The organism is Gilliamella sp. App6-5 (genome assembly GCF_001690525.1).
Lineage (GTDB): Bacteria > Pseudomonadota > Gammaproteobacteria > Enterobacterales > Orbaceae > Gilliamella > Gilliamella apicola_H.
In genome coordinates this window covers 1-25953 of sequence record NZ_LZGT01000104.1, presented here as the reverse complement: position 1 = coordinate 25953, position 25953 = coordinate 1, and the positions used below count along the sequence as shown (strand labels likewise).

Genomic DNA, 25953 nt, shown 5'->3' with positions numbered 1-25953 from the left:
TTATTCAAAATCACGAACAGGTTTTATTGTAGACCACGAACGGCAAGCAGGGCATAACCAGTAGATTGAGTTAACCGTAAATCCACATTTTTGGCACCGATAATTGGGTACGGTTTTTATTTGTTCGCCAACCATGTTGCGTAAAAGTAAAAGGCTTTCTTTGGCTTTACCTTGTTCTGCATCAGCAACATGATAGTTCATTAATCGATAAAATCCCTTTAAGTTAGGATGTTTAAGTAATTCACGATACATAAAGTATTGTGCAGCATCTAAGCCTTTTTGTTTTTCAATAAGATCAGCAAGCATCAATTCGGCCACATTACCACTATCTTGATCGACACATAATTGTAAAAATTGTTGAAATTCATGTTGATTATTTAGTATTAAATAGCACTCTTTTAATAAAGGTAGTGCTTCGCCAATAAAGGCTTTGTCTTGTTGCAATATTTGTTGAAAAGATTGGATGGCTTGTTCTGTTTTATTTTGTACCATAAGAACTCGACCCAACATGAGCGAAGTGCGAGCACATTTAGCATCTGCCATTGCTGATTTTTGTAATAGGCTATTTGCCTTATCAAGGTCATCATTAGCAATAGCCTGTGACGCTAATTCACAATAAAATTGTGCGATATCGGTTTTGTATTTTTCATTACCAAGTTTGACCAATTTAGTTGCCATATTGATGGCATTTATCCATTCACTGGTTGATTGGTATATGACAATAAGTTGCTGTAATGCGTATTGTTGAAAGTCTTCTTCATCAATGAGTTGCAAAAACATCTCTTCGGCACGATCGTAAAGGCCAGCAACCATATAATCCCGCCCCAGTTGTTGAATAGCTAATAATCGTTGTTCAAATGTTAAAGACGAGCTTTCTAACAATGCTTGGTGGATATGTATCGCTCTGTCAAGTTCACCCCGAGAGCGAAATAGGTTGCCTAATGTTAAATGTGCTTCAAGTGTACCATCGTCTTCTTTTAACAAGTCTAAGAAAAGATCGACAGCTTTGTCTTTTTGGTTAGACAATAGAAAATTCAAACCATCTACATATTCACGCGATAGCCGATTAGATTGATTTAGATATTTTTGTTTTGCATTTCTGTCTCCCATATACCAACCGTATCCGGCGGCGATAGGAAGTAACAGAAATAACAGTTCAAACATAGTAACCTATTCTTAATTGCTTTTAGTTAAGTGTATTTGTTGATGATTAGCCATATCTTCATCATATTTTTTTTGTAATTTGCTCAGTTTACGTTTTGTTGATGAGTGTTGAAATTTAGCTTTTAAAAAGAAGATACCTGTTAATATCCAACCTACAATAAAGCCTGAACCAAATAAAATGGCTAATAACACCGATAAGCGTATTTCAGTTTTAGCCACCAAATAATTAAATGTTACGATTTGATCATTAGCTGAACCTATTGCTATTGAGATAGCAAAGATGATAATTATCAATAAAGTTGATATAACAAATTTCATAATGTTGACCTTTCTTTTTATTTTTAATTAAACGTTTTTGGTTATTATACTAGACTGTTTATACAAATTGCTTTGATTAGTTTAACAGTTATCAATGACATTAAAAAATCAAATTCGCCTCTTTTAAATGGCAGTTTTTCAAAAATAGTATTTAAAAATTATTTGTCTACTATATGCCATTTTCTAGCATAAAAATAGCTGATTAATGAAATTATCCAAGCGATTAATATGCTTGTTATTAGATCAATTGGACTGTGCATGCCTAATAATAGTCGGCTAATTTCAATTAATATCGACCAAATAATGGTAATTGATACTATCACATAATGCTGCTTCAATTTAAGTAATGTTAAAGCTAAAAATGCCCAAGTTACAGCAAATAAAGTATGTCCAGAAGGAAAAGCAAATCCAGCCTCATTTTGCCAGTGGTTAGATAACCAACTTGGAATTGTTGATGAATTTTTAAATAACTGCTGAATAAGTTCTTTTCTTTCTGATTCCGATTTCGAATAAAATTGTTGGTTACTAATATTAAATTCTTTTGCCATCCAAAGTACATAAGGTCTTGATTCGGCTGTATGCGATTTTAAAAAACTTTTAATTGTCTGCCCACTTAATATTGCACTAACAAGAAGCAACCATAATAATATAATTTTTTTTTTCGTTTTATAGGGTGATAATAGACAAAATATGAAGAATAAAATTGTCGATGTAATTATTGCCCAAGGAAAACTTGCTGTTTCCGTTATTACGAATAAATATTTAGATGTATCATTTAATGACGCTGGTTGCCAATGCCAATTTATGGCTATAATAACTAAAGGGACAACTAAGAAAATAGCCAATGTGGCTATTGTTTTTTTTATTACTAACCCCATTTATAAACTCAATTAAGTACAAATTGCTTAATATTTTAGCATAGAAGATAGATTTATTTTTATAAAATCTTAGCTATGTTTTAGTTAAAACGGAGATAATAATGCAATTAAAACGTGTTGCACAAGCGAAACTGCCAACGCCATGGGGATGTTTCACTATTGTTGGATTTGAAGAAATTGCAACAAAAAAGGATCATGCGGCATTGGTATTTGGCGATATATCTGGTGATACACCCGTTCTTACAAGAATTCATTCTGAATGCCTAACGGGTGATGCGCTTTTTAGTTTACGTTGTGATTGTGGCTTTCAGTTAGAAGCTGCCTTAAAACAAATTGCAAAAGAAGGTAAAGGGATTTTAATTTATCATCGACAAGAAGGGCGCAATATTGGTTTATTGAATAAAATTAGAGCTTATGCATTGCAAGATCAAGGTTTAGATACGGTGGAAGCTAATGAGCAATTAGGTTTTGCGGCAGATGAACGCGATTTTACTTTATGTGCAGACATACTGACTTTATTAGGGGTATCACAAATTCGCTTGTTAACCAATAATCCAGAAAAAATAAGAGTGCTTGAGCTGTCTGGCATTAAAATTACGCAACGAGAGCCATTGGAAGTCGGTGAAAATCCGAATAATGAACACTATTTAGAAACTAAAGTGAATAAAATGGGGCATTTGCTTCATCTGCATCACGGCAATTGTAAACATTAATCGCTTGGCTAAATAGTGAGTTGTTTATTTATGATGGATTTGATCTAATATAGTAAAAGATGTTGGAATAAAAAATCTCAAAATATATGTTCTATTTTGAGATTTTTTATGGAGCTTGATATACAAAAAGGAATTTTAACTTATTGATGTTATTATTTTCCCCATTATTTGACCACGTTAAACTCAATCTCTATCACTGCGCAATACGCCACCATTAGCAATCTGATCTTTAGATATTTCGTGCATGATGATTTGTACGGCTTCTGGTTTGCAATTGAGGGTTTCGACAATGGCATGAGTCACACGTTTTGCCATTTCTCTCTTTTGCTCTATAGTGCGACCTTCTAAAAAGTCAATAACGACATTTGGCATAAATACCTCCTAGCGGTGATTAATTTGGGCAAGTTGTTCATCTGTCAGCGCGATTTCATCATTATGACAGACGCCAATACCAGATTTTATCATTTGTTCAGCGATGGCTTTGGCTTCATCTAATGAGTGCATTTTATAAGTACCACATTGATATTCATTTAATTCTGGAATCTGATTTTGCGATTTAACGTCTAATACATCATGCATTGATTTGAGCCATGCATCAACAACTAATTCTTCGACGGGTTGACCAATTACGCTCATGTAAAAACCAGTGCGGCACCCCATTGGTGAAATATCGATTATTTCAACTTTATCATTGTTGAGATGATCGCGCATAAAGCCGGCAAATAAATGTTCTAATGTATGAATCCCTTTTTCTGGCAGATTGTCTTTGTTGGGAATGGTAAAGCGTAGATCAAACACCGTAATATCATCACCTTTTGGGGTTGCCATGGTTTTGGCAATTCGCACAAAAGGGGCTTTCATTTTGGTATGATCGACTTTAAAACTATCTAATAAAGGCATAATGTCCTCCTTGTTTTTTGCTTGTTATTTTAATCAATCTGCTAATAATAAGTACCAATGGATTTTATATTTACTCGGCAAGTAAATTTACCATTTCTTGCTCGTCAATAACTTTTATTCCCAGTTCTTGAGCTTTAGCAAGTTTAGAACCAGCGGCTTCTCCGGCAATCACAAGATCGGTATTTTTTGATACACTGCCTGTGACTTTTGCGCCTAACTGCTTTAATCTATTTTTCGCTTCATCGCGCGTTAAAATCGATAAAGTACCGGTTAATACAATAGTTTTACCCGAAAAGGGTGAGTTTGTATCGGTTGCTTGTATTTGCGGGTTAACATCTTGCCAGTGAATGCCAATTTTATCGCTAGTTAGCTGATCTATTACATTGCGATTATGTGGCTCTTGGAAAAAGTCTATAATGCTTTCGGCAATAACGACGCCAATATCATTTACCATTTGTAATTGTTCAAGTGAAGCGTTTTCGATTGCCGATAAATTACCCAGCTGATTAACCAAATTTTCGGCAGTAACTTCCCCCACATTTGGAATTCCAAGCGCAAATATAAAACGGCTTAATGTGGTATTTTTAGATGCCTCTAATGCATTTAATAAATTATTGGCAGATTTTTCGCCAATTTTGTCCAAACTACATAGCTTTGGTAGACTAAGTTTATAAAGATCTACTGGGGTTTTGACATAATCTTTATCCACCAATTGTTCAATGATTTTATCCCCCATACCATCGATATTCATAGCCCGCCTTGAAACAAAATGTTTTAAGGCTTCTTTACGTTGTGCTGGGCAAATTAGTCCACCGGCACAGCGCGACACAGCTTGGCCTTCATCTCGCACTATTTGTGATCCACAAATAGGACAGTGAGTTGGGAATATGATCTCCTTTGTGTCCTCAGGTCTTCTATCCAATATGACAGCGACAATTTTTGGAATAACATCACCTGCTCGGCGTACTGTTACATAGTCACCTTCCCTAATGCCTAATCGTGTGATTTCATCACTATTATGTAATGTCGCATTACTTACAATAACACCTGCGACTGAAACTGGTTCAAGTCTTGCAACTGGTGTAATTGCGCCTGTTCGTCCAACTTGAAAGTCTACCTTGTTTAATTGTGTGACTTCTTCTTGAGCTGGGAATTTAAATGCAGTTGCCCATCTTGGTGCACGCGCAACAAAGCCAAGTTCTTTTTGTTGTTCAATACTATTAACTTTGATAACCACACCATCAATATCAAAGTCTAATGACATGCGTTGCTCGCCAATTTGTTTAAAATAATCTAAAGCAGCCTGTGCACCTTGACGTTTTTGAACTTTATCACTAACTGGTAATCCCCAAGCTTTAAATTGCATTAAGCGGTCATAATGAGTTTTAGGTAACGTAGTGCCTTCGATAATACCCACACCGTAACAAAAAAATGTTAATGGTCTTTTTGCGGTGATTTTAGGATCTAATTGTCTTAATGAACCAGCAGCAGCATTACGCGGATTGGCAAATACTTTCTCGTTCCGCTTTTCGGCTTCTGTGTTGAGTTTTTCGAAGCCTTTATGCGTCATAAATACTTCACCACGAACTTCTAATCGAGAAGGAATGTTGTTGCCCCTTAGAACTAGCGGAATTGTTTTGATGGTTCTTACATTGGCTGTTATATCTTCTCCTGTTGTACCATCCCCTCGCGTTGCAGCTTGTATAAAGTGGCCATTTTCATAAAGGAGACTGACGGCAAGTCCATCAAGTTTGAGCTCACAACAATATTCAACATGCTCAGCATCGCTTAAATGAAGCCGATCTTTAACTCTTTTATTAAATGCAATAAAACTAGCATCATCAAACACATTATCGAGTGATAACATGGGCATTTCATGTTTGATAGATGCAAATTGTGTTAATGGTGAACCACCAACTCGTTGGGTCGGTGAGTCGGGCGTAATAAGAGCTGGATGCTGTTGTTCTAATGTTTGCAGCTGTTTTATTAGTTTATCATATTCAACATCGGGAATTTCTGGTGTATCAAGTACATAATAACAATACTCATGGTGCCTAATTAGGTTTCGTAGTGAGGTCAATTGTTCTGTTATATCTTTAATCGATTCAGATAAATTTGCTGAATTTTCGTTTTTATTCGATAGTGACATGATAATAGGCTCTTAATTAAAACGTAGGTTTTGGGAATATCATTACAATTACATTAATCTAACTGTAAATAATGCATAGATAAATTAAATTATTTAAGTAAATATTTTACAGCAATATCTATTTATAACCACCAACCTAAGTTGGTGGAATTTTGTTAAAGCTTTATTGAAAATATCGTGGTTAAATTTCGTTACAGGCTTTTTTAATGCGATCTTTGTAACTGTTGATTTTTTGTGGTGTCAGCATGTGATGCTCATCATCTAATACAACACCATCAACATCATCAGCTATGCGTTGTGCTGTTTGTAACATTAATTTGAAATTTTGTTGGTTGTTACCTTCAGTCGGTGCAATCATAAAAATAGATACGCCAGGTGTAGTAAATTCATGCATTGTTTCTGGATCTAAATAGCCTGGTGTGACCATATTGGCTAAACTAAATAATGTTGGACCATTACCAGCAGGATCCACATGACGGTGGAAAATCCGCATGTCACCAAATTGAAAACCTGATTGCATAATACTAGCAAGTAATACGTCTCCTTGTAGGAGCTTTCCGTTAAGGCCTGTGATGTTTAACACGATAATTTCAGTTGTAGATTGCTTGTCATCAATATTTGGCTTTTTAGATTTGTCATTAGGCTGGGGGTCGTTATTAGTATTTACTTGGTTTTCTTTTGTTGTTTGAGTTAAATTAAGTTGTTTTTCGTCTGATTTTTCATCTTCAAAAAGATCACGATTAACGTTGATAACAGGTTCTTTTTCCGTATCAGTATTAACTTCTTGTTGTTGGCTATCATTATCAACAAATAGATCTACTTGTTGAGGTACATTTTTTTGTTCTTCTATGGCATCATTATTAATTACACTATTTTTTTCAAGGCTTTCATTGTTTTTTATTGTGTTGGGCTTGAGTAAAATTACATCATCTTCTTCTATATTATTCATAGCGAAGTCTTGAGATTGTTGAGAGTTTTGTCCAAATTTTTCTTCTTTATCTGAACTAAAAAGTGAAGAGCGTTCTTTTTTATTGATCCAAAACCCATGGATGAGCAATGCAATAATGACCAAGGATGCAACAACAATTAGAACAATACGTAAATTATCCATAATAACCATCTCTGTATTAAATTAAATATAGACCTAAATTATTCAATCATATTTTGAAAAAAATGATTACGGAGTACAGCAATATAAATTTTAACTTATTTAAAAATTTAGATTAATCTTCATTAAAGCAACCGCACTTTGATCTTTAGTATAACATCTTCTTTAAGATACGTTATAGCACTAAAAATTAATTAATATATATTACTTGATTTCTGGCAATATTCATAATTATCAATATATTTTTTTAATATCATAATTTAGTTAGCAAATTTTTAGAACTCCGTGCTATTAACATGTAAAGTTACTTACAATCTATGCATATTTTTTGTAAAATCTCTGATCACGTTTGAATAAAAACTATTATTTTTAAAAAGATAACGATTAAGTTCACTGAGGTCATTTTTATGAGATTTAACAAGCTATTATTAGCCTTGCCCGTGGCGTGCGCCAGCCTACTTTTATTAACAAGTTGTGATAATGGTAAATCACAAAGCGGTAAGAATCAATTACCGAAGGTAACAGTATTTAAAGTTGAACCATTAAACTACACATTAAAAATTAGTTTACCTGGCCGTGTTGTTGCGTCTCAAATTGCTGAAATTAGACCTCAAGTTAGCGGTATTATATTAAAACGAGAGTTTGATGAAAGCTCGAATGTTAAATCTGGGCAGTCACTTTATCAAATTGATCCCGCTATTTACCAAGCTAATTATGACAGTGCTGTAGCAAGTGTAGCTAGTGCTAAAGCCAATGCAAACATTGCACAACTGACTCTTAAACGTTATGCTGGATTATTAAATACTAAATCAATTAGCCAACAAGATTACGATAAGGCAGCAGCCGATGCTAAACAGGCTGAAGCTGCTGTATTAGTTGCACAAGCGGCGGAGCATACCGCTAAAGTGAATTTAGACTATACAAAAGTATATTCGCCAATTGATGGATATATAGGTAAGTCAAGTGTTACTGAGGGAGCATTAGTTGCGGCTGGTCAATCAACACCACTAGCCCTAGTTCAACAGCTTGACCCAATTTATGTTGATATGACCGAAGCGGCTACTCGCTATAATAAATATCTTCAAGATGAAAACGTAATTTATGAACCGGTTAAAGGTAATAATGTTGAATTATACTTTAATGATGGTTCTAAATACGCTTATCCAGGCAGTGTTAAATTTTCTGATATGACGGTTAATGAAACAACGGGTACTGTAACGTTGCGCTCACAGTTCACAAACACTGAAGGCAAAATTTTACCAGGTATGTTTGTTAAGCCACAAATGACATTAGGTTATATCAAAAATGCTATACTTGTTCCACAACAAGGAATTACCAGTAATAAGTTAGGGCAATATACCGCAAAAATCTTAAGGCCTGATAATACAGTGGAATATCGACAAGATATCCAAGTATACACTGGCATAGGTGGTTATTGGGTTGTTACAAAGGGAATTAACGTTGGTGAAGAGGTTATTATTACAGGATTACTTAATTTAACTTCTGTCGAGAACGCCAAAGCAGATACACCACCTATGAAAGTAGAGAAAGTCGGACATCCTGGTAAACTTTCGCAAGAGCAATTAAATAATATCATCAAAAACAGTGTGAAATAAAACAGGGGTAGATTTAATTATGGCTAAGTTTTTTATTGATAGACCTGTTTTTGCATGGGTAATTGCTATCATGATGATGCTGGGAGGCGCGTTATGTATAAAGCTGTTAGCTGTTGAACAGTATCCTGATATTGCTCCACCAGCGGTGACTGTTAGTGCGGTTTATCCAGGTGCCGATGCACAGACTATCGAAAATACGGTTACTCAGCTGATTGAGCAGAATTTAACAGGATTAGATAATCTCATTTATATGAAATCAACCAGTAGTGCTCAAGGTGTTGTTCAAACAACATTAACTTTTGCGCCTGGTTCTAATCCCGATTTTGCACAAGTGCAAGTGTTAAATAAAGTAGAAAGTATAAAATCTCGCCTACCTGAAAGTGTACAAAAAAACGGGGTGTCAGTCGCTAAAAATAACACTAACTTTTTAAAGGTTGTCGGTTTTTATTCGACAAATCCACAAAAAACACAAGCCGATATCGCTGACTTTGTCTATTCAACTGTACAAGATCAAATTCGACGAGTGCAAGGTGTTGGTGATACGCAATTATTTGGTTCCGAATATGCTATGCGCATCTGGCTTGACCCAAATAAATTGACCTATTTTAATTTATCCATTGAAGAAATCATAGCTGCTATTCAAGCGCAAAATGCCCAGGTAACAGCAGGGCAATTGGGTGCTTTGCCATCAACAGATGGACAAGAGCTTAATGCAACAATTACTGCGCAATCGCGTTTAAAAACGCCTGAACAATTCCAAAATATTCTTGTTCGAGTCAATACTGATGGTTCTAATATTTTATTAAAAGATGTAGCAACAGTTGAAATTGGAGCTTCTGATTATAACTTTATTTCGCGTTATAATGGTAATGCATCCGCCGGTCTAGGGGTATATTTAGCAACAGGTGCTAACCAATTAGATACGTCAGATAAGGTTGATAAAAAACTGGTAGAGTTATCTAAAATCTTTCCTGAAGATATTAAATATTCTTTCCCATACGATACCACACCATTTGTTAAGCTTTCTATTAGTAATGTAATTCACACATTAGTTGAAGCTATTATTTTGGTTGTTATTGTCATGTATGTGTTTTTACAAAACCTGCGTTCGACGCTTATTCCTACTATCACCGTACCAGTTGTATTGTTAGGTACATTTGCAATTTTGTATATTTGTGGATTTACTATTAACACGTTATCAATGTTCGCGATGGTACTGGCTATCGGATTATTGGTTGATGATGCGATAGTTGTCATTGAAAACGTTGAGCGTATTATGCATGAGGAAGGTTTATCGCCTTATGATGCAACAGTTAAATCGATGGAACAAATTACATCGGCATTGGTTGGTATTGCGGTTGTATTATCGGCAGTGTTTGTGCCGATGGCTTTTTATGGTGGTGCCGCAGGTGGAATTTATCGTCAGTTCTCAATTACCATTGTAACTGCAATGGCATTATCCGTCTTAATGGCAATTGTGTTAACACCTGCACTTTGTGTTCAGATTTTAAAAGCACCATCTAAAAGTAAAGTAAGAAAGTCTTCACTAGGTGACAAATTAGAATCTATACCGCCATTTAGTTGGTGTGCTATCGGTTCCAAAAAATTCTTCCACTGGTTTAACAATTTTTATGAAAAGGGATTGCGTTCTTATGAAAAAGGCGTAATTAAGGTTATTCGTTATCCATTAATTACATTTGTTTGTTATGCCTTAATTCTTATTGGTTTAATTTTTGGTTTTAACCGTTTACCCACTGGCTTCTTACCTAATGAAGATCAGGGAGTGCTTTTGGTTATGGTTGAGTTACCACCAGGTTCGACATTAGAACAAACCATGTCGGTATTAAATAAAACTGCAAAATTTTATACCGAGCAAAAAGCTGATTCAGTTGAAGAAATATTTACTGTTGCTGGATTTAGTATGGTGGGGCGTGGACAAAACATGGGACTTGGCTTTGTTCGCTTAAAAAATTGGGATGAACGTAAACGAGCTGACCAGAAAATTGATGCTTTAGTTGCTAGTGGTTGGGGATTTGCTTCCTCTATTACCGAAGGTCGAGTTATTATCGCTAATTTACCCGCAGTACCATCTTTAGGTATGGCTAATGGCTTCTCTTATATGCTTAAAGATACGGCAGGACAAGGGCATGATGCTTTAGTTGGTGCATTCTTCCAATTATTTGGTATGGCATCTCATCATCCAGATCTACAGCAAGTTCGACCCGGCAGTATGCTAGATGTTCCACAGTACAAAATTAATGTTGATTTTGAAACTGCACAGGCTCTTGGTGTGTCAGTCAGTAGTGTTAATACTGTATTATCTACAGCATTAGGTTCTGCTTATATTGATGACTTTGTTTATAATAACCGAGTTAAAAAAGTCTATCTGCAATCTGATGCTCCTTACCGTATGCTACCTGATGATTTTAGTTATTGGCACGTCAAAAATAAAAATGGACAAATGGTACCTTATGATGCTTTTGCCACGACTTCAAAAAGTTATGGTTCACCATCATTGGTTCGTTATGATGGTGTAGCGGCAATGGGTATTAGTGGTTCTGCTGCACCAGGCATGAGTTCTGGGCAAGCAATGGCCGTGATGGAAGAGCTATCAAAAAAACTACCTAAAGGATTTACTTTTGATTGGACAGACATTTCTTATCAGGAGCGACAAACTGGCTCACAAACAACGACACTTTACATTGTTTCAATTATTGTGGTGTTCTTGTCATTAGCAGCCTTATACGAAAGTTGGACTGTGCCAATTTCGATCTTATTTGTTATTCCTCTTGGAATCTTAGGTACTGTGTTTGCAACGATGTTTAGAGGTCTTGATAACGATATTTATTTTATCGTGGGGTTATTGACAACAATGGGGCTATCTGCCAAAAATGCTATCTTGATTGTAGAATTTGCCAAAGATGCGATTGAAAAAGAAGGTAAATCATTAATTGATGCAACACTTGAAGCTTGTCGTTTACGATTGCGTCCAATTTTAATGACTTCATTTGCCTTTATTCTAGGCGTACTACCATTGGCATTAAATAGTGGAGCAGGTTCTGCAAGTCAAAATGCAGTAGGTACTGGTGTAATTGGTGGTATGTTAACAGCAACGTTTTTAGCTATATTTTATGTACCATTGTTCTTCTTATTTGTAACAAAACTATTTACAAAGCATAAAAATAAACCAGTTCTATTAAGTAGAAAAAATACGCTTAAATGATTTATATGTAAAGTAATATAAAACGCTTATACTTCTCTAGCTTTTGCTATGCATAAGGATGAACAAAAATATTTTTTACACTTAATTGAGCCAATTATTTTCTAATAGCTTTAGAATAAAATAATTGAATTTAAAATGCGCTATTTGAGATTAGCGCATTTTTTATGCAAGCAAATTCGGATTTGTTGAAGCTACGTATTTTTAAGTGGATGAGAATGGAATAGAATAATTTGCTTCATTTAAAACTGATAATGGAAAAATCCTAAGAGATACAATGGGAAGAATGGCATCTGTTGCAACTGAAAATGTTAAGAGAATTAAAGGAAAAGTAGTAAATAATCTAATCAACAAGATATTCATCAATGATTATTTTGGCATAATTATACATTATTTTCTTTTTTGTTATGTTTTCAAAATTACAAGATCTAATAAGTGATTCGTAATTAAAAAGTTCGCTAACTATGTTGGCAAAAATAATAAATAGGTACGTAAAAAACTTTAAAGAAAGTGTGTTATCAGCACTATTTTTATACTTTTTTTGAAAATATTATAAAAGCATTTTATGACTCTTTTCCATTAGTTGAAACATTAGTGTTCCCTAATAATCAGATAACATTGGAATTCTTACAATTTTACTTACGAGACTTCATCAGCTGTTGACTGGTGTGGGCATGGGTTATTGCTATAGCCAAAGCATCGGCAGCATCAGCTTGAGGACTAGCTGGTAGCTTTAATAATAATTTGACCATATGTTGCACTTGCTTTTTATCGGCAGCGCCTGTTCCTACTACGCACTGCTTAACTAAACGAGCAGCATATTCAAAAACAGGTAGATTATTATTAACAGCTGCGACAATTGCAGCGCCCCTTGCTTGGCCTAATTTCAATGCGGAGTCAGCATTACGAGCCATAAACACTTGTTCAATAGCAAACATATCTGGTTGAAATTGTAAGATAATTTCACCAACACCAGCATATACGCGTTTTAAACGGGTAGGTAAATCATCAACTGCAGTACGAATGCATCCACTACCAAGATAAGTGAGTTGACGTCCCGTTTGTTGGATTACGCCGTAACCCGTCAAACGAGAGCCAGGATCGATGCCAAGAATAATGGCCATTAGAGTGTTGCTGCTACCTCATCTGAGACTTCACCATTATGGTAAACTTCTTGAACATCATCACAATCTTCAAGCATATCAATTAAACGTAATAGTTTTGGTGCAGATTCAATATCAAGATCCACTTTTGTTGATGGAATCATAGATACTTCGGCAGCTTCGGCAACTAAACCTGCTGCATCAAGTGCATCTTTAACTTCACCAAATGATTCAGGTGTCGTAAATACATCAATTGCACCGTCATCATAAGTTACAACATCATCGGCACCTGCTTCAAGTGCTGCGTCCATGACTTTATCTTCATCTGTGCCAACAGGGTATGAAATAACCCCTTTTTTAGTGAATAAATATGAAACTGAGCCATCAGTACCTAAGTTACCACCAGATTTAGTAAAGGCGTGACGCACTTCTGATACCGTACGGTTGCGATTATCACTTAGACATTCAACCATGACAGCTGTACCTGCGGGACCATAGCCTTCATAAATAATTGTTTCCATATTGCTATCATCTTCACCGCCAACACCACGAGCAACGGCTCGATTCATGGTATCTCGAGTCATATTATTCGATAATGCTTTATCCATTGCAGCGCGTAGTCGTGGATTTGACGCTGGATCGCCACCACCAAGTTTTGCTGCGGTTACCAACTCACGAATAATTTTGGTAAAGATTTTTCCGCGTTTTGCATCTTGTGCTGCTTTGCGGTGTTTGGTATTGGCCCATTTACTATGACCTGCCATAAAATTCTCCAGATTAAATAATTTAAAAAATCGCCGTATTTTAGCAAACTTTTATGAAAAATTCATTAGCAATATCTTTATTCATTTTATGAAGGATTCATTAAAGTTTTTTATTTATCAGCAAAAAAGCGCCTTACAGGAAGGCGCTTTTTTGTCATATTAACAATAGAATAATAGTTAATTAACTCATTCCATATTGCTTTAATTTTTTGCGTAGTGTACCTCGGTTGATACCAAGCATATTTGCAGCTCTGGTTTGATTACCACGGGTATATTGCATAACCATATCAAGGAATGGATGTTCAACTTCAGCTAACACTAAATCATATAGATCTGTAGGATCTTCACCATTTAATTGCGATAAATAATTTTTTAAAGCTTGCTTTACGGAATCTCGCAACGGCTTTTGTGTTATTTGGTCCTGAGAATTTACAGTTGTAAATTTAAGTGCTGCAGCTGTAACGCGTTGTTCTGACATAGTATTCTTAACTCTTTGGGTTGTTTCTAATTTGACTAAAAAATGCTTTTAGAGTGTTTACTTGCTCACTTGTATTGCTAAGTACACTAAATAAGCGCCTGAATTGATCGCTGTCAGCATAATTCTTGGTGTACCAATTTACATGCTTTCTGGCAATCCTTAATCCTTTGTATTCTCCATAAAATTGATAAAGCTCATCAAGATGTGACAATACAACTTGTTCTACTTCATCAATAGTTTTATTATTTTGTAACTGTCCATGTGTTAAATAGAATGCAATTTCTTCAAATATCCAAGGTCGCCCCTGTGCCGCTCGGCCGATCATTATAGCATCAGCTTGCGTATATTGAAAAACATCTTTTGCCTGTTCAGGTGTACAAATATCTCCATTGGCAATTACAGGAATCGTAACGTTTTCTTTAACTGCCTTAATAGAGTCATATTCAGCCACACCATTGAATAAGCAAGCACGTGTTCGTCCATGAATAGTAATTGCCTTTATGCCACAATCCTGTGCAATCTGTGCGATTTCTATGCAATTTCTATGATCTTTATTCCATCCAGTCCGCGTTTTTAATGTTACCGGAACATCAACTGCACCGACAACTTTCTGCAAAATTTTTTTAATAAGTTCTGGATACTGCATTAAAGCAGATCCTGCCAATTTTTTATTGACCTTTTTAGCTGGACATCCCATATTGATATCAATCAATTGAGCGCCATGTTTGACGTTAAATTCTGCAGCTCTAGCCATTTCGTCGGGATCGGAACCAACAATCTGCACTGCACGAACACCAATATCCTCGCTTGCAATCATCCGCAGAGCTGATTTATTGGTATGCCAAACATCTGAATTTGCTAAAAACATTTCTGAAACTGTCATACCAGCACCAAACTGATAGCACAAATTACGAAATGGTTTATCGCTGATTCCAGCCATTGGCGCAGCAATTAAATTATTTTTTAATTTAATCTCACCAATGCTAAGCAAATTAAGGCCGGCTATATTACGCATTTTTTCTCTAACTTAAAAGGGGGTAACGTTATTTTTTTACTTTTTTTTACCAGTGATACGGCACCACTCTTCCTGTTCAATAACAGGATCTAATGCAAAATGAGATTGATAAGCCATGCAAACACTAGGCGATTGAGTTGCTAAAATACCAGATAATCCTAGTTTCCCTTGCGATTTTACTAATTTGTTTATATGCGGTTCAAGTTCTTTTAATGGTCCTGCTAAAATATTGGCAACAAGGATATCTGCTTGTAAATTATCAGGGATATCTTTTGATAAATAAAGTTCTAGTTTTTGGCTGACATCATTACGCAGCGCATTGTCACGGCTAGCTTGAATAGCTTGAGGATCGATATCAATACCAATTACGCGCTTTGCACCTAATTTAAGTGCTGCAATTGCCAAAATGCCAGACCCACAACCATAATCAATAACTAATTTATCTTTAAGATCTAAACTATCTAGCCAAGTTAAGCATAACGCAGTAGTGGGATGAGTACCGGTGCCAAATGCTAAACCAGGATCTAACATGACATTGACAGCGTTAGCATCGGGCACATCGCGCCAACTTGGGCATATCCAAAGCCGTTTACCAAATTGCATAGGATGAAAGTTATCCATCCATTCACGTTCCCAGTCTTTATCTTCTAATTGTTCAATCTTATAAGAATATTGTTCAAGATTTAATATTGCTTTTAATTCATCGATATCTGTTTGAGCATCATATAGACCAATTACATCAGTATTACCCCAGAGTTTAGTTTCTCCCGGTAATGGTTCGAAAACAGGATTATCATAAGTGTCTTGAAACGTGACTGATGCCGCGCCAGACTCTTCTAATCGTTCGCTAATTTGTTCGGCAAGATCGTTAGTTGTATTAATTCTGAGTTGTATCCAAGGCATAGTTTTTTCCTGTATTACCAAACATATTGGCGATAATAAATACTACCAATCCAATAATTAAGGATGGGATAATTGGATGAAAAGCATAAAGCTTTATATTGTAAACAGCTAATAAAATATAGCTTATTGCACCAGCAAACATAGAACATAAAGCACCTGTTGAATTGGCTTTTTTCCAATAAAGTCCAAGCACTAATGGCCATAAAAATACGGCTTCAAGTCCACCAAACGCAAGCAAATTTAACCATATAATCATATTTGGTGGATTCCTAGCCGCAAAAATAAGTAATCCGCCAAAAATAAAGGTGATGATAACAGATTTGCGCGTTAACATTTTATCACTATAGTTTTTGTTATGTTTCATACTTAAAAATAGGTCTTTAATAATCACTGATGAAACTTGTAATAACTGGGCGTTAATTGTCGACATAATAGCTGCAAGTGGTGCAGCCAAAAAGATGCCAGCGGCTAATGGTGGCATAATGTTAATTATTAAGGTAGGAACGATTTGATCTGGAACAGTTAAATCGCTAATAATAGCTCTACCTAGTGCGCCAGATAGATGCATGGTTAACATAATGATTGTGACAACAATCGTACCAATAATAATACCTTTATGTACGGCTTTACTGTCTTTGTACGCCATGCAACGAACCGCTGTATGAGGTAAACCAACTACGGCAAAACAGACAAGAACCCAAAATGAAGCCATAAATGGAAAGTCCATAAAATTGTCAGGACCTTGTGGTGTGAGTAGTGCAGGGTCAATTTCATTCAAACGGTGAATAATTGCTGTTATACCGCCACCAGCATAAATAATAGCTGTTAATAGTAAGATGGCACCAATGATCATTACTAGGCCTTGGAAGGCATCATTTAAAATACTCGCTCTAAACCCACCAAAAGCGGTATAGATAACGGTACCAATACCAAAAATTAATAATCCGATATCATAAGAAATACCAACAGATGATTCCAATAATCGTGCGCCACCGACAAACTGTACTGTCATCGCGCCAATAAAAGCAACAACTAATGCGATACTTGCAAACCAAACTATGGTTTTACTTTTATAGTGTGCATAAAGCATATCACTTAAGGTTATTGCATTATATTTGCGTGCTAAAATGGCAAATTTTTTACCTAAAATACCAAGCGAAAGTAGCACAGTTGGGACTTGGATCATCGACAATAACACCCAACCAAGACCAAATTTATAAGCAGCGCCAGGTCCACCAATGAATGAGCTAGCACTTATATAAGTTGCAGCTAGTGTCATGGCGAGTAAAAAGCCCCCCATGGTTCGATTACCAATAAAGTAATCAGTAAATTCATTTACCTTTTTGCGTTTCACATAAGCATAAATTGATAACGCAAACACAAAAATAAGATAGATGACAAGCGGTACAATAATATCTAAATGCATTGTTTAATCACTTAGTTTGTTCTAATGAGATATTTTTGAATTGAAATTTTACAACCAAGCAGCAAAGTAATATAAAACCTAAAGGTACCATGATGCAAGATAATTCAAACCACAATGGAAGTCCTAAAAATCCTAGTTTATCGTTAACACAGTAAGCACAAAAAATCCATCCGAGAAGATAAATAAAAGTTAATAATAACGAAAGTTTAGCTTCTTTATTTGCTTGCTTATATCGAGCATCCATATTGATTGATTGGTGAATTGAGAGTGGCTTAGATTAAAAGAAAGTACTGAACTTAGCAAGTATGTTGCAATTTATGCAACATTGTGTTGTTAATATATCAATTTTAGCAACATTAAAAGTACTATATAGTGGTTAATATTCGATTATGAATAACTCAACTCTTGGAGAGAATAATGTCAAACTACTTTAATACACTCAATTTACGTGAAAAATTAGAACAATTAGGCCAATGTCGTTTTATGGCTCGTGATGAGTTTGCATCAGAAGCTAACTTTTTAAAAGGTAAAAAAATTGTCATTGTTGGTTGTGGAGCTCAAGGCCTTAACCAAGGTCTTAATATGCGTGATTCAGGTTTAGATATATCTTATGCATTACGTAAAGATGCCATTGCCGAAAAACGTGCTTCTTGGAAAAAAGCAACTGAAAACGGTTTTAAAGTAGGGAGTTACGAAGAATTAATTCCAACTGCGGATCTTGTTATTAACTTAACGCCTGATAAGCAACATTCAGCCGTTGTGCAAGCCGTCCTACCATTAATGAAACAAGGCGCAGCACTAGGTTACTCTCACGGTTTTAATATTGTTGAAGTAGGCGAAAAGATTCGTTCTGATATCACTGTTGTTATGGTTGCACCTAAATGCCCAGGGACTGAAGTGCGTGAAGAGTATAAACGTGGATTTGGCGTACCGACACTGATCGCAGTTCATCCAGAAAACGATCCAAAAGGTGAAGGGTTAGCGATCGCCAAAGCATGGGCTGCGGCAACTGGTGGACATCGTGCTGGTGTTTTACAATCGTCATTTGTTGCCGAAGTTAAGTCTGATTTAATGGGTGAACAAACCATCCTTTGTGGTATGTTACAAACTGGATCATTACTTTGTTTTGATAAACTGGTTGCTGATGGTGTCGATCCTGCTTATGCTTGTAAATTACTTCAGTTCGGTTGGGAAACAATCACTGAAGCATTAAAACAAGGGGGAATTACCTTAATGATGGATCGTCTATCAAATCCAGCTAAATTAAGAGCAAATGCCTTAGCAAAAGAATTAAAGGTGATTATGACGGATCTTTACCGTAAGCATATGGATGATATTATCTCTGGCGAGTTCTCATCAACCATGATGAAAGACTGGGCAAATGATGATGTTAACCTACTTAAATGGCGCAAAGAAACGGGTGAAACCGCATTTGAAAAAGCGGCTGAATATCAAGGTAAAATTGATGAACAAGCTTATTTTGATCAAGGCGTAGTGATGATTGCAATGGTAAAAGCAGGTGTTGAACTTGCGTTCGAAACTATGCTTGAATCTGGTATTTTAGCTGAATCAGCTTATTATGAATCATTACATGAATTACCACTTATTGCTAATACCATTGCGCGTAAACGTTTATATGAAATGAATGTGGTAATTTCTGACACAGCTGAATATGGTAACTATCTATTTGCTAATGCCGCTGTACCACTATTAAGAGAAAAATTTATGCCAATGTTGCAATCAGGCGATCTGGGTAAAGCGATCCCAGAAGGTAGTGTTGATAATGCACTATTACGCGATGTGAATGAAGAAATTCGTAATCATCCAATTGAAATAATTGGTCGCAAACTACGTAGTTATATGACAGATATGAAACGTATTAATGTTGCAAGTTAATTAATGATGATTTCATAAAATAAAAAGGTGCTGAAAAGCACCTTTTATATTCAAAATCTATAGCTAAACTTTATTGTAAAAAACTTTCAGGAAATCATATGTTTTAGTATAAAAATAAATTAATCTAAAGGGATATAAATTCATTAAAATAGATATAAATATGATTTAGTTTAGTTTATTTCGATTTTTTTCTTATATCTTTAAAGTTTTTAAAAATTATATAATTAAATGATTTTTGCTTTAACTTTTTATTTATTTTTTAACTAAGTTATGTTATCTTCTTGAATTAATTTAATTCGCTTGACGAGGATAACATATCAATGAAAATGGCTTTTCGACCAACTGATTGTTGGCGTTGGTATTTTGACAGTGAATACGATAGTTTAATGCTTGAAGTTTCATCTGAAATGTTATTCCGTTCTTGTTATCCAAGTAAAATGTTAATTCCTGATGTTTTTGGAGAATTTCCATTTTCTGTTAGTGATGCAACGTCTTATTACCTATTTCGTGATAGTTGTCAGTTACTTAATTTGAGTGATTCACAAAAAATTGAACTATCCATTAATGCAATTGTGGCAGCTAATTTTTTAAAACCTCAAATGCCCAAAAGCTGGTATTTTTCTCAGCAGCCAATGCTACATACACCTAAAATAGCCGATATTGTTGAGGTAAGTTTGCAAGATGGTGGTCAAAAGGTTTGTTTGATGGTTGTTGAAGCGGGTGAAAATGCATCGCTTTGTATTATTGCGCAACCTTCGTTTATTGCTATGAATAAAACGTTTGTGTTTTCTGAAGCAATTAAAGTGATGAATGATAGATTAATGCCCGTAAAGAAAAACTTAACTGAACAAAAGCTAGTATTAGATAATTTAGGATTTAAAGCTATTTCTTAAGTAATCTAATTGTAATATCTCCTTTAGGAATACAGCTACAAGCTAAAATTTTATTATGACGTTTAATCGCAGATTGTGTTAATGCACTGACTTCACCTTGTTTTAATTCAACCAAACAACGCCCACAAACACCTGCACGACAAGAATAAGGTAAAGCTATTTTATGCTGTTCTAGCTGCTCTAAGATAGTTTGCTTATTATTAACTTTAATCGTTTTATCTTCAAAAGTGATTGTGCAAAGTTGTGCTTCACTTTTTATTTTCGGTGGAAAGGTCTTAATATAGTTTTTGGCTATTTGCCTTTCCATGATTTTTACTTTATCGTGAATCGAAATAGTTCCATGATTCCGAGCAATCATATTTACACCAAAATCGATTTGACCTTGCTCATCGGCTCTAAAATATCGTAACGTTTTAAGCGGTTCATTATTAGCTAATGGTTCTGCCGAATTGACATCAATTGTTGTTAATACACAGCGAGTGCAAGGTTTAACAATATCAAAAATCACCTCACCAACTTTGATTGTTTTCCAACCATCTTCAGCAAAAGGCAGTGCACCTTGTATAATAATATTACCGCGAAATTGCCTAATATCCAGCTTTTGTGGGCATTGATGTTGTAAATATTCAAATGAAGCCTTGTTTAATAATAAATAGGGATAACCATCAGCAAAACTAACAGGTACTTCAGGATAGCGTTTTGTTCGACGAGTTAATGGTTGACCAACCCATCGCAACTGTACATCTTTGTGCAGAATTTGACTAAAAAATTGGTTTACTCTTATAGGGGCAATATGTGAAGTAAAATAGTTTCCCCAAACTTCGGTTGGTGCATTAGATAATGAAAATTCATCAAAATTAAATTTTATCGTTTCTGTTAAAGATCGGGATACAAATACTTGATTTTTTATTACTGAAGTTTTTAGCTTTAAAAGCTCAGGATATTGCCTTGCGGTAATAAACGTGCCATCGGGTTCACTAATCATCAAAATGCGATCATACTCAAAGCCTCCATCAATGATATTTGCCTTTTTAAGGGGTACTCCTTGCATCGATTTGATTGGATAGATATAGAGCTGATCAATAGAAATCATAATATATTAAATTAATTATAAATAGGTTGGCATAATTATATACTGAATGCCAACCTATTTGTAGGCAACAGGCGTCTGAAGTTAATTTAAAAAAGAATGAGTATATATTTGTTGTTAAACATACGACTTAAGGCATCAACTCTTTATAGCTAATCTCTAGAATATAATAAAAAATTTTGCCATTTGGGGTGATAACGGTTATTTCATCATCAACTTTATGACCTATTAGTGCTCTTGCTACAGGGCTGTTAATTGAGATCCAATTTTTTTTAGGATCAAACTCATCAGCTCCCACAATGCGATAAACATATAGATTTCCATTTTCATCTTCTAATTTTACCCATGCACCAAAAAATACTTTGCCTTCTTGTCTAGGGTCTGGTTCAACAATTGTCAGTGTTTCTAATCGTTTGGTTAGAAAGCGAACTCGTCTATCGATTTCTCTTAACCTTCGTTTGCCATAGATGTATTCGGCATTTTCACTGCGATCACCAAGCGCAGCTGCATCCGATACCGTTTGGGTAACTTTAGGTCTTTCTTTTTTCCATAAATATTTTAGTTCACGATCGAGTGCTAAATAGCCCTCTCTTGTTATATAATTAGCTTTTTGCATGTTGAAGATAAATTCTGTTAATTGACAAAATATTCAGAGATACCATGATAAATAATCAAATTAGCCATATTATAGCTGGGGAACTCAGTGTAAAACCAGAACAAATTTTAGCTGCGATTCAATTATTGGACGAAGGTAGCACTGTTCCATTTATTGCTCGATATCGAAAAGAGGTAACAGGTGGGCTTGATGATACCCAATTACGTACTCTTGATAGCCGTTTAAGCTATTTACGTGAACTTGAAGATCGCAAGAAAACGATTCTAAAGTCCATAGAAGATCAAGGTAAACTCACGCCAGAATTAAGCAAAAGTATTACACAAACACTCAGTAAAACCGAACTTGAAGATCTCTACCTACCTTACAAGCCCAAACGTCGTACTCGCGGACAAATTGCCATTGAAGCAGGTCTTGAACCATTGGCAAATGACTTATGGCAAAATCCAATGCTTGCTCCGGAAATCGAAGCCGAAAAGTATATCAATTCAGACCAAGGCATTGCTGATACTAAATCAGCACTAGATGGCGCGCGTTATATTTTAATGGAAAGATTTGCTGAAGATGCGGCATTACTGGCAAAAATACGTCATTATCTTTGGAATAATGCTCATTTAGTTTCGCAAGTGGTGAGTGGTAAAGAAGAAGAAGGCGCAAAATTCCGAGACTATTTTGCGCAAAGTGAACTTATTTCTAAAGTTCCATCTCATCGTGCATTAGCGATGTTCCGAGGACGAAATGAAGGTTTTTTACAACTCTCGTTAAATGCCGATCCACAATTTGAAGAAACACCAAAAGAAAGTTATTGTGAACAAATCATCACTGAATATTTAGATGTTCATTTTAATGATCAGCCAGCAGATAAATGGCGTAAAGCCGTTATTAATTGGACATGGCGCATCAAAATTCTAATGCACATGGAAACCGAATTAATGACAACATTACGTGAACGCGCCGAAGAAGAGGCGATCAACGTATTTGCTGCCAATTTGCATGATATGTTAATGGCTGCTCCAGCTGGTATGAAAGTGACCATGGGGATGGATCCAGGATTACGTACAGGCGTCAAAATTGCTGTTGTTGATGCAACCGGTAAATTAGTTGCGACCGAAACGATTTATCCGCATACAGGTCAAGCCGATAAAGCAGCCATGATAGTGGCATCACTTTGTATTAAATACCAAGTCGAATTAGTGGCTATTGGTAATGGTACGGCATCGAGAGAAACAGAGCGTTTTTATCTCGACGTTCAAAAAAAATACCCAGAAGTTAAAGGTCAAAAAGTTATTGTCAGCGAGGCAGGGGCGTCAGTGTATTCAGCTTCTGAACTTGCAGCACAAGAGTTCCCCGATCTTGATGTATCGATCCGTGGTGCGGTATCAATTGCAAGACGATTACAAGATCCCTTGGCAGAGCTTGTTAAAATTGATCCTAAATCAATCGGTGTTGGTCAATATCAGCATGATGTAAGCCAAACTCAGTTAGCTAAAAAACTTGATGCGGTTGTTGAAGATGGTGTAAATGCCGTTGGCGTTAATTTGAATACCGCCTCAATGATGCTACTTGCACGTATTGCCGGACTTAATAAAGTGATTGCCCAAAATATTATTGATTGGCGTAATGAAAATGGACAATTTACCGATCGTAAGCAGTTATTAAAAGTTTCGCGTTTAGGTCCTAAAGCCTTTGAACAATGTGCTGGCTTTTTAAGAATTATGGATGGTAAAAATCCGCTTGATGCATCAGCCGTTCACCCCGAAGCTTATCCTGTGGTAGAGCGAATTTTAGAAAAAAATCATAAATCATTAAAAGATATTTTAGGTGATACAAATTACTTAAAATCCCTAAAAGCGATTGATTATGTTGATGATCATTTTGGCGTTCCAACTGTAACTGATATTATTAAAGAGCTCGATAAACCAGGACGAGATCCAAGGCCTGAATTTAAAACCGCTCAATTTGCTGATGATATCGAAACCATGACAGATCTAAAAGTTGGCATGGTTATGGAAGGCGCGGTAACCAATGTAACCAACTTTGGCGCTTTTGTGGATATTGGTGTTCACCAAGATGGTTTAGTGCATATTTCGGCACTGTCAGATAAGTTTGTTGATGATCCAAGAACAGTGGTAAAAGCTGGTGATATCGTTAAAGTGAAAGTGATTGAAGTTGATATTTCACGCAGACGTATCGCTTTAACTATGCGTCTTGATGATCCAACATCATCAACTAAGCAAGACAATAATCGATCCTCTAAGCTTCGAACGCAAACTAGCAAACAAAATAGTCATAGTGCAACACTTGGAAATAGCGCAATGGGCAATGCGTTTGCTGCTGCATTTAAAAAAGGCAAATAGCAATAAGTTGAATCCATTAAAATTAAAAAAGGGGGGAAACAATGTTTCCCTCAGATTGATGACAAACCTCGATATAATTCGGGGTTTATTTTTTTATTTAAACCATAAATAGGCTTTTTAATTTGGATTTTATTAAATAAATTAAAAAATAGCCTAAAAAAACGTAACAAAAATAGCTTTATCGCTATTTTCTTGATATTTTGAGCTGTTGCGGCCAATAAACACTGCATTTGAACCTGCGCTCTTCCTCTAAATCGTGCATAGCGATGTCCGTGATGTTGTTTAGCATCAGCAAAGCTGCGCTCTATCGTTTCTTTTTGCCGAGCATAGACTTTTTTACCCCACTGACTTAAACGAATCTCGTTGGCTTTCTGTTTATCTGCTTCCCAGATATGCCGTGTGATGACTTTCTGTGTATTTTTACTCTGTGTACACTGTGACAATAACGGACAGATTTTGCAGGTTGTTGCATCAGAATGATAATGACGATAACCTTCCCTGCTGGTAGTTTTATATATTAATATTTGCCCGTTTGGGCAAGTATAAGTATCGTTTTGACTGTTATAGATAAACTGCTTTTTTCTGATGGGATTCGCACCATGGGTGGGGCGGCGATAACCCAACACCGGATATATCTGCTCTGCCAGCAGTAAATGGCAAATGGGGGCCGTAAAATAACCCGCATCAAGACCAACACCAACCGGATTAAAGCCAAACCGCTCTAGCTGGCGTTTTAATCGAGCCATATAAGGCTGGGAATCATGGATATTTCCGGCAGTGACATAGGTATCGGTAATTAAATTATGTTTGCCATCAACCGTTCGGTGATCTAAGTAGAAGAACCCTTTAGGCTTGCCTTCCCGATGCATAAAGCCACTGTCCGGATCTGTTGTACTGACTTTAACCTCCTTGTATTTCTCTACCGTCGATGGCTTTAAGGCTTTTTTCCGTTTAATTCTCTTTCTGCGTTGATGGCTTGATTAAGCGCATCAATATATTGACTGGGCTCAACAATACGCTGCTCATTACGTGCTTTGCCTTTATTGGCATTTGCTTTTAGGTGAGTACTGTCCGTATATAAAACCCGACCACTTATCAACCCTTTGGCAATGGCCTGCTCAACAATATTATCAAAATCTGTTGATAGATTTCACTGTCATTAAACCGACGGCGACGATTTTGGCTAAGTGTTGAGGCGTCAATCACTTTTTCGGTTAATCCCATTCCCAGAAACCAGCGGTAAGCTAAATTGACCTGAATTTCCTGAACCAGACGACGTTCACTGGGGATACCGAAAAGATACCCCAATAGCATGATTTTAAACAGTCTGACCGGATCTTCTGCCGGAC

The 25953-nt window shown here is 35.9% G+C and carries 23 protein-coding genes and 1 pseudogene; 7 read left to right on the top strand and 17 right to left on the bottom strand.

Going from position 1 to position 25953, the window contains the following annotated elements; translation table 11 throughout:
* The 3 genes from lapB to A9G24_RS12070 all read right to left on the bottom strand — a co-directional run bounded on the left by lapB (window position 1) and on the right by A9G24_RS12070 (window position 2120).
* Window positions 1-1164 carry a lipopolysaccharide assembly protein LapB gene (lapB, locus tag A9G24_RS12080; protein ID WP_065639244.1) on the bottom strand — a complete coding sequence of 388 codons (1164 nt, stop codon included), beginning with the start codon at window positions 1162-1164 and terminating at the stop codon, window positions 1-3.
* A 12-nt stretch (window positions 1165-1176) separates the two neighbouring features.
* A complete protein-coding gene (locus A9G24_RS12075; protein WP_065639243.1) occupies window positions 1177-1482 on the bottom strand; it encodes a LapA family protein in 306 nt (101 codons plus the stop codon).
* A gap of 158 nt (window positions 1483-1640) precedes the next feature.
* Window positions 1641-2120 (bottom strand): phosphatase PAP2 family protein, encoded by a 480-nt coding sequence (locus tag A9G24_RS12070; protein WP_335340093.1) that lies wholly within the window; start codon window positions 2118-2120, stop codon window positions 1641-1643.
* 52 nt (window positions 2121-2172) lie between these two features.
* Between A9G24_RS12070 and A9G24_RS13210 the strand changes: the two genes are divergently transcribed.
* On the top strand, window positions 2173-2376 hold the full coding sequence (locus A9G24_RS13210; protein ID WP_255307254.1) for a hypothetical protein: 204 nt from the start codon (window positions 2173-2175) through the stop codon (window positions 2374-2376).
* Window positions 2377-2461: 85 nt separating this feature from the next.
* Complete coding sequence (gene ribA / locus A9G24_RS12065) at window positions 2462-3073, top strand: GTP cyclohydrolase II (protein WP_065639241.1); 612 nt, start codon at window positions 2462-2464, stop codon at window positions 3071-3073.
* 183 nt (window positions 3074-3256) lie between these two features.
* Here the strand turns inward: ribA and A9G24_RS12060 are convergent, their stop codons facing one another.
* The 4 genes from A9G24_RS12060 to zipA form a co-directional block, all read right to left on the bottom strand.
* Entirely contained in the window at window positions 3257-3445 is a 189-nt protein-coding gene (locus tag A9G24_RS12060) for a 2-hydroxymuconate tautomerase (RefSeq protein WP_065639240.1), read from the bottom strand.
* Between the two features lie 9 nt (window positions 3446-3454).
* A complete protein-coding gene (gene luxS, locus A9G24_RS12055; RefSeq protein WP_065639239.1) occupies window positions 3455-3973 on the bottom strand; it encodes an S-ribosylhomocysteine lyase in 519 nt (172 codons plus the stop codon).
* A gap of 70 nt (window positions 3974-4043) precedes the next feature.
* Window positions 4044-6074, bottom strand: a complete 2031-nt coding sequence (gene ligA, locus A9G24_RS12050) for an NAD-dependent DNA ligase LigA (RefSeq protein WP_065639292.1) — start codon at window positions 6072-6074, stop codon at window positions 4044-4046.
* Window positions 6075-6303: 229 nt separating this feature from the next.
* Window positions 6304-7236, bottom strand: a complete 933-nt coding sequence (gene zipA / locus A9G24_RS12045) for a cell division protein ZipA (protein ID WP_065639291.1) — start codon at window positions 7234-7236, stop codon at window positions 6304-6306.
* Window positions 7237-7637: 401 nt separating this feature from the next.
* On the opposite strand from zipA, the gene A9G24_RS12040 reads away from it, so the two are divergent.
* Together A9G24_RS12040 and A9G24_RS12035 are read left to right on the top strand one after the other, a co-directional pair.
* Window positions 7638-8846: an efflux RND transporter periplasmic adaptor subunit gene (locus A9G24_RS12040; RefSeq protein WP_065639238.1), complete on the top strand. Its 1209-nt coding sequence runs from the start codon at window positions 7638-7640 to the stop codon at window positions 8844-8846.
* Between the two features lie 19 nt (window positions 8847-8865).
* Window positions 8866-12069, top strand: a complete 3204-nt coding sequence (locus A9G24_RS12035) for an efflux RND transporter permease subunit (RefSeq protein WP_065639237.1) — start codon at window positions 8866-8868, stop codon at window positions 12067-12069.
* Between the two features lie 632 nt (window positions 12070-12701).
* Here the strand turns inward: A9G24_RS12035 and ruvC are convergent.
* The 7 genes from ruvC to A9G24_RS13415 form a co-directional block, all read right to left on the bottom strand.
* Window positions 12702-13190: a crossover junction endodeoxyribonuclease RuvC gene (gene ruvC, locus A9G24_RS12030; RefSeq protein WP_065639236.1), complete on the bottom strand. Its 489-nt coding sequence runs from the start codon at window positions 13188-13190 to the stop codon at window positions 12702-12704.
* On the bottom strand, window positions 13190-13933 hold the full coding sequence (locus A9G24_RS12025; protein WP_065639235.1) for a YebC/PmpR family DNA-binding transcriptional regulator: 744 nt from the start codon (window positions 13931-13933) through the stop codon (window positions 13190-13192). The genes ruvC and A9G24_RS12025 overlap by 1 nt, the downstream gene beginning before the upstream one ends.
* A 181-nt stretch (window positions 13934-14114) precedes the next feature.
* Window positions 14115-14411 carry a DNA-binding transcriptional regulator Fis gene (gene fis, locus A9G24_RS12020; protein ID WP_065639234.1) on the bottom strand — a complete coding sequence of 99 codons (297 nt, stop codon included), beginning with the start codon at window positions 14409-14411 and terminating at the stop codon, window positions 14115-14117.
* Between the two features lie 7 nt (window positions 14412-14418).
* Window positions 14419-15426, bottom strand: a complete 1008-nt coding sequence (dusB, locus tag A9G24_RS12015; RefSeq protein WP_065639233.1) for a tRNA dihydrouridine synthase DusB — start codon at window positions 15424-15426, stop codon at window positions 14419-14421.
* A gap of 36 nt (window positions 15427-15462) precedes the next feature.
* Window positions 15463-16329 carry a 50S ribosomal protein L11 methyltransferase gene (prmA, locus tag A9G24_RS12010; RefSeq protein ID WP_065639232.1) on the bottom strand — a complete coding sequence of 289 codons (867 nt, stop codon included), beginning with the start codon at window positions 16327-16329 and terminating at the stop codon, window positions 15463-15465.
* Window positions 16304-17755 carry a sodium/pantothenate symporter gene (panF, locus tag A9G24_RS12005; protein WP_065639231.1) on the bottom strand — a complete coding sequence of 484 codons (1452 nt, stop codon included), beginning with the start codon at window positions 17753-17755 and terminating at the stop codon, window positions 16304-16306. Before panF ends, prmA begins: the two co-directional genes overlap by 26 nt.
* Window positions 17756-17762: 7 nt before the next feature.
* Window positions 17763-17999: a YhdT family protein gene (locus tag A9G24_RS13415; protein WP_065639230.1), complete on the bottom strand. Its 237-nt coding sequence runs from the start codon at window positions 17997-17999 to the stop codon at window positions 17763-17765.
* Window positions 18000-18172: 173 nt separating this feature from the next.
* On the opposite strand from A9G24_RS13415, the gene ilvC reads away from it, so the two are divergent.
* Both ilvC and A9G24_RS11990 read left to right on the top strand, forming a co-directional pair.
* On the top strand, window positions 18173-19651 hold the full coding sequence (gene ilvC, locus A9G24_RS11995) for a ketol-acid reductoisomerase (protein ID WP_065639229.1): 1479 nt from the start codon (window positions 18173-18175) through the stop codon (window positions 19649-19651).
* 320 nt (window positions 19652-19971) lie between these two features.
* On the top strand, window positions 19972-20544 hold the full coding sequence (locus tag A9G24_RS11990) for a cell division protein ZapC (protein WP_218056306.1): 573 nt from the start codon (window positions 19972-19974) through the stop codon (window positions 20542-20544).
* On the opposite strand, the gene A9G24_RS11985 is transcribed toward A9G24_RS11990, so the two are convergent.
* Window positions 20534-21637 (bottom strand): YcbX family protein, encoded by a 1104-nt coding sequence (locus A9G24_RS11985; RefSeq protein ID WP_065639228.1) that lies wholly within the window; start codon window positions 21635-21637, stop codon window positions 20534-20536. The two genes, A9G24_RS11990 and A9G24_RS11985, sit on opposite strands and share 11 nt — an antisense overlap.
* Before the next feature lie 127 nt (window positions 21638-21764).
* A complete protein-coding gene (gene greB / locus A9G24_RS11980; protein ID WP_065639227.1) occupies window positions 21765-22250 on the bottom strand; it encodes a transcription elongation factor GreB in 486 nt (161 codons plus the stop codon).
* Between the two features lie 44 nt (window positions 22251-22294).
* Here greB and A9G24_RS11975 point away from each other — a divergent pair, with 44 nt between their 5' ends.
* The gene (locus A9G24_RS11975) at window positions 22295-24604 is read left to right on the top strand and encodes a Tex family protein (protein WP_065639226.1); all 2310 of its coding nucleotides are present in this window, start codon (window positions 22295-22297) and stop codon (window positions 24602-24604) included.
* A 50-nt stretch (window positions 24605-24654) separates the two neighbouring features.
* Here A9G24_RS11975 and A9G24_RS12745 read toward each other — a convergent pair.
* Window positions 24655-25953 (bottom strand): annotated as a pseudogene (locus tag A9G24_RS12745) (IS1182 family transposase); the annotation flags it as partial.

Excerpts from the sequence above, each read along its gene's own strand:
- lapB (WP_065639244.1), bottom strand. The coding sequence starts at position 1,164 with ATGTTTGAACTGTTATTTCTGTTACTTCCTATCGCCGCCGGATACGGT.
- A9G24_RS12075 (WP_065639243.1), bottom strand. The coding sequence starts at position 1,482 with ATGAAATTTGTTATATCAACTTTATTGATAATTATCATCTTTGCTATC.
- A9G24_RS13210 (WP_255307254.1), top strand. The coding sequence starts at position 2,173 with ATGAAGAATAAAATTGTCGATGTAATTATTGCCCAAGGAAAACTTGCT.
- ribA (WP_065639241.1), top strand. The coding sequence starts at position 2,462 with ATGCAATTAAAACGTGTTGCACAAGCGAAACTGCCAACGCCATGGGGA.
- A9G24_RS12060 (WP_065639240.1), bottom strand. The coding sequence starts at position 3,445 with ATGCCAAATGTCGTTATTGACTTTTTAGAAGGTCGCACTATAGAGCAA.
- luxS (WP_065639239.1), bottom strand. The coding sequence starts at position 3,973 with ATGCCTTTATTAGATAGTTTTAAAGTCGATCATACCAAAATGAAAGCC.
- A9G24_RS12040 (WP_065639238.1), top strand. The coding sequence starts at position 7,638 with ATGAGATTTAACAAGCTATTATTAGCCTTGCCCGTGGCGTGCGCCAGC.
- A9G24_RS12035 (WP_065639237.1), top strand. The coding sequence starts at position 8,866 with ATGGCTAAGTTTTTTATTGATAGACCTGTTTTTGCATGGGTAATTGCT.
- ruvC (WP_065639236.1), bottom strand. The coding sequence starts at position 13,190 with ATGGCCATTATTCTTGGCATCGATCCTGGCTCTCGTTTGACGGGTTAC.
- A9G24_RS12025 (WP_065639235.1), bottom strand. The coding sequence starts at position 13,933 with ATGGCAGGTCATAGTAAATGGGCCAATACCAAACACCGCAAAGCAGCA.
- fis (WP_065639234.1), bottom strand. The coding sequence starts at position 14,411 with ATGTCAGAACAACGCGTTACAGCTGCAGCACTTAAATTTACAACTGTA.
- dusB (WP_065639233.1), bottom strand. The coding sequence starts at position 15,426 with ATGCGTAATATAGCCGGCCTTAATTTGCTTAGCATTGGTGAGATTAAA.
- prmA (WP_065639232.1), bottom strand. The coding sequence starts at position 16,329 with ATGCCTTGGATACAACTCAGAATTAATACAACTAACGATCTTGCCGAA.
- panF (WP_065639231.1), bottom strand. The coding sequence starts at position 17,755 with ATGCATTTAGATATTATTGTACCGCTTGTCATCTATCTTATTTTTGTG.
- A9G24_RS13415 (WP_065639230.1), bottom strand. The coding sequence starts at position 17,999 with ATGGATGCTCGATATAAGCAAGCAAATAAAGAAGCTAAACTTTCGTTA.
- ilvC (WP_065639229.1), top strand. The coding sequence starts at position 18,173 with ATGTCAAACTACTTTAATACACTCAATTTACGTGAAAAATTAGAACAA.
- A9G24_RS11990 (WP_218056306.1), top strand. The coding sequence starts at position 19,972 with ATGAAAATGGCTTTTCGACCAACTGATTGTTGGCGTTGGTATTTTGAC.
- A9G24_RS11985 (WP_065639228.1), bottom strand. The coding sequence starts at position 21,637 with ATGATTTCTATTGATCAGCTCTATATCTATCCAATCAAATCGATGCAA.
- greB (WP_065639227.1), bottom strand. The coding sequence starts at position 22,250 with ATGCAAAAAGCTAATTATATAACAAGAGAGGGCTATTTAGCACTCGAT.
- A9G24_RS11975 (WP_065639226.1), top strand. The coding sequence starts at position 22,295 with ATGATAAATAATCAAATTAGCCATATTATAGCTGGGGAACTCAGTGTA.